General features: G+C 67.2%; 4 protein-coding genes. All 4 read right to left on the reverse strand.

Annotated elements, in window-relative coordinates:
- Nucleotides 1-117: 117 nt before the first annotated feature.
- Complete coding sequence (locus AC1DZ6_RS21090; RefSeq protein ID WP_477099090.1) at nucleotides 118-939, reverse strand: NAD-dependent epimerase/dehydratase family protein; 822 nt, start codon at nucleotides 937-939, stop codon at nucleotides 118-120.
- A 128-nt stretch (nucleotides 940-1,067) separates the two neighbouring features.
- Nucleotides 1,068-1,880: a TauD/TfdA dioxygenase family protein gene (locus AC1DZ6_RS21095; RefSeq protein WP_477099091.1), complete on the reverse strand. Its 813-nt coding sequence runs from the start codon at nucleotides 1,878-1,880 to the stop codon at nucleotides 1,068-1,070.
- A gap of 15 nt (nucleotides 1,881-1,895) precedes the next feature.
- Nucleotides 1,896-2,405 (reverse strand): flavin reductase family protein, encoded by a 510-nt coding sequence (locus tag AC1DZ6_RS21100; RefSeq protein WP_477099092.1) that lies wholly within the window; start codon nucleotides 2,403-2,405, stop codon nucleotides 1,896-1,898.
- The gene (locus AC1DZ6_RS21105) at nucleotides 2,405-3,781 is read right to left on the reverse strand and encodes a zinc-binding metallopeptidase family protein (RefSeq protein WP_477099093.1); all 1,377 of its coding nucleotides are present in this window, start codon (nucleotides 3,779-3,781) and stop codon (nucleotides 2,405-2,407) included. Before AC1DZ6_RS21105 ends, AC1DZ6_RS21100 begins: the two co-directional genes overlap by 1 nt.
- Between the last annotated feature and the right edge of the window lie 31 nt (nucleotides 3,782-3,812).

Below are 3,812 nucleotides of genomic sequence, written 5' to 3' on the forward strand. Positions count from 1 at the left end.
GGACCCAGATGGAATGGCTTTGAGGCTGACGCCAACAGCGCTGAGCTCTTCCAATCAGCCACCCCGCTTTGGGATCTGGGTCCCGGCATTCGCCGGGATGAGCGGCTGTAAGGGGGCTCAGTCCACCCGCTCCACATTCCCCACGAAATCCTTGGCGCAGTACCACCCGCCCTGGAACGGCGCGGCCGACGCATCCTCCGGCGGACCCGCCAGCACCTCCGCCGACCAATCCTCGGCATTGTCCTTCGGCGCGTAGCCCAAGAACCCCACTTCCGAATTGTCCCAGAAGTTCCGGGTGTTGGCCGAGACTCCGTACACGGTCGCATAGTCGAAATCGGGCGCCTCGATCCCGCAGCGCACCAGCTCGACCATGTCGCGCGGACTGACCCAGACTGACAGCTGACGAATGTCAAAGGGCCGGTCGCGGTAGGCGCCGATCCGCAAGCTGAGCACCTGCAGCCCGAACTTGTCGGCGTACATCCGGCCCATGGCCTCGCCGAACACCTTGCTGACGCCGTAGTAGCTGTCGGGCCGCGGGACCAGGGTCTCCGCCGTCGGCGTGTCGCGGCGATGGAAGCCGGCGGCGTGGTGCGAGGAGGCGAACAGCACGCGCTTCACGCCCGCCAGCCGCGCGGCCTCGAACAGGTTGTGGACGCCGACGATATTGGCCGGCAGCACCTGCTCCCAGGCGTTGGCCTCGGGTTCGACCGGCACGCCGGCCATGTGGACGACGGTGTCGATCCCCGTCATGGCGGCGACTAGTGAAGGGACGTCGAGGAGGTCGGCGTGGACGGTTTCCTCGCCCGGCTCCGCCGACGGCATGGGCGCGACGTCGGCGAGACGCATCAGGGCGTAGCGGCCGGCGAGTCCTTCGCGGATCGCGGAACCGATGCCGCCGGCGGCGCCGAGGAGCAGGATGCGGCGATCTTTCAAACTCACACCCCCTTCCCTGTCATCCCGGACGTAGCGAAGCGAAGATCCGGGACCGCCGGAAGCTCTGAGTTCACGCGTCGGTCCCGGATCTTCGCGCTGCGCGCTTCGTCCGGGATGACAGCTGCTTTTGGAGTTCAGACCGGCTTGTCGCCCGCCACCGTCACCCGGTAGCCCGTGCGGGTGTCGGGGAAATAGTCCCAGATCGCCTGGTGCCAGGTGCAGCGGTTGTCCCAGAAGGCCACCGAGTTCTTCTTCCAGCGGAAGCGCACCTGGAAGTCCGGATTCTGGGCGTGCTGATAGAGGAAGCCCAGGATCGCCGCGCTCTCGGCCTTGGACACGCCCATGATCCGCGTCGTGTAGGACGGGTTGACGAACAGGCTCTTGCGGCCGCTGACCGGATGGGTGCGGACGATCGGGTGGACCGAGCAATTATACTTGCGGTCGATGTCCGGGAAGATCGCCTTGTAGACCGGATTGGCGTCGTGCTCGGCCGACAGGCCCTCCAGATAGGCCTTCATCTTGTCCGACAGAGTCTCGTAGGCCGCGTACATGCTGGCGAAGCAGGTGTCGCCGCCGTCGTCGGGCAGGACCTTCATGTAGAGGATGCTGCCCAGCGGCGGCTCGGGATCGCAGGTCAGGTCCGAATGCCAGTTCTCGCCGGCCACGAACTTGGAGTCGGCGTCGGCGTGGATGGCCACGATCTCCGGGTGCTCGGCCAGGCCCGGCACGCCCGAATGGATGGCCAGGTTGCCGAACTTGCGCCCGAAATCCTTGTGGGCGTCGTGGGTCATCTCCTGGTCGCGGAAGAAGATCACCTGGTACTGGGTCAGGGCCTGGTGCACCTCCTCGAACTGGCGGTTCGAGAGCGGCTTGCCCAGGTCGACGCCGAAGATCTCCGCGCCGATCCGGCGGGTCATCGGCTTCACATCGAGCACGTCGTAAGCCATGCGGCCCAACTCCAACTAAACGTTCAGGAAGCCGCCGCGCACGTAGACGAGCGGGCTTTTGGCTTCGTCGACCACGACGCGCAGGACGCGGCCGACCAGGATTTCGTGATCGCCGCCGTCATGGGCGGCGTGCAGGTCGCATTCGACCGAGGCGACCGCGCCGGCCAGCAACGGATGGCCGCAGACGCCGGACTCCACCGCGGTCAGGGCGAAGCGGTCGTCGGCCCCGCTCTTGGCGAAGCGATAGGCCAGGTCGCCCTGGTCGCCGGCCAGGATGTTGACGCAGAAGCTCTTGGCCTGGCCCAGCGCCGCCAGGGTGCGGCTGTCGCGCTTGAGGCAAACCATGACCAGCGGCGGGTCCATCGATACCGAGCTGAAGGCGCTGACTGTCGTGCCCACAAGCCGGCCGTCGTGACAGACGGTGACCACGGTCACCCCCGCCGCGAAGCTGCCCATCGCCTTGCGGAAGTGGTCCGGCTCGGGCGCCAGCTCTCTGACAGCGCCATGCTTTTCAAGAAGGGCCATCACTCGTTTCCGAACGGGTTGTCGGGATAGACCGCCGAGGCCGGGCGCTTGGCGCTGTCGTCGGGGCTGGCCCGGCCGCAGACCGCCAGGGCGGTCAGGGCGTAGACCAGGGCGCTGTCGACCAGATCCTGGGGGGTCGGCCGCCAGCGGCGGAAGCCGGTGGTGATGGCCGGGATGCGGTGCATGTTGAACACGTTCTGGTCGCGCCACATGCTGGAATAGACCGGATTGGCCAAGGCCACGGGATGACCCAGGCTGAGCTTGGTGGCGTCGTCGACGGCGGCGACCAGCGGCGCCACTTCACGGGCGTCCGCCTCAAAGCCGTGGCGCACCACGACTGGCTCGATGTCGATCCGACCCAGGCCGTTCTCGCGCACCATGGCCTCCAGCGAGTGCTGGACCTCGGCCACCTTCTGTTTCGGGGTCAGGCCGACCTCGAGATAGAGGTTCACCAGCTCGGTTCCGGCCCCGAAGGCGAACGGGATGCCGCCGCGGATCGAGGCGATCTGCGACTTGGGCTGGGCCACGCCGCCGACGCTCTCGTAGCGATTGGCCTTCTCGTACGCGCCGCTCCAGGCGTGGATCGCCTCGGTCAGCTTGCCGATCTTGTAGATCGGGTTGGGGTGCTGGGCCGCCGTGGCCGGGTGGTCGAGCAGCGGCGTGAAGACGCCCTCCCCCCACACCTGGAAGCGGAACACCGCATAGCCGCAGCCCACCCAGGTCAGGCCGAAGTCACAGCCCTCGGCGGCGATGGCGTAGTCGGGGGCGACCCCGCCGTGATGGAACAGGTAGTGGGCGCCGATGTCCTTGCCCATATAGGCGACGCCGCGATGCTCCTCGATCGGTTCGGGGCCGATCTCGCCGGGACAGGCGGTCAGGTACATCTTGCCCGCCAACTCGTAGCCGGCCTTCTTCAAGGCCTTGGCGGCGATCATGAAGCAGCTCATCGGGCCGCGATCGTTGGCGATCGGATAGCCGTACAGCTTTCCGTCCTCCAGCCAGCACTTCTCCCACTCGGGATTGGCCATGGTGTCGGGGCCGTACTTGTAGGCGTCCAGGTCCGGGTTCCAGGTCGGCGCCTCGGTGTCGAGGTGGGCGGTGAACAGCAGGTTCTTGCCCCCCACTGTATTTGGGCCCTTGCCGCCGTGCGTGCCGATGATGTTGGGCCGCTCCGGCGTCGCCCCGACCTTGCGCGGCGAGAAGCCCTCGCGCGCCATCCAGTCGTAGACGTAGTTGGCGACCTCCAGCTCCTTGCCCGACGGCGCGGGAATGTTGCCCAGGGTCAGGGCCAGCTCGACGATCTCGTCCTGGCTGATAGCGGCGGCGATGGCCGCGCGGTCTTCGTCGGTGACCTGGTACGGCGCCGAAGCGCCCATGGGCGGAAATCCGTCGGCCATCGGTTACTCC

The sequence above is a fragment of the Caulobacter sp. P1_B12_2 genome, from assembly GCF_056406675.1.

Bases quoted from the DNA above. Each gene is read 5' to 3' on its own strand.
- AC1DZ6_RS21095 (WP_477099091.1), bottom strand. From the start codon at position 1,880: ATGGCTTACGACGTGCTCGATGTGAAGCCGATGACCCGCCGGATCGGC.
- AC1DZ6_RS21100 (WP_477099092.1), bottom strand. From the start codon at position 2,405: ATGGCCCTTCTTGAAAAGCATGGCGCTGTCAGAGAGCTGGCGCCCGAG.
- AC1DZ6_RS21105 (WP_477099093.1), bottom strand. From the start codon at position 3,781: ATGGGCGCTTCGGCGCCGTACCAGGTCACCGACGAAGACCGCGCGGCC.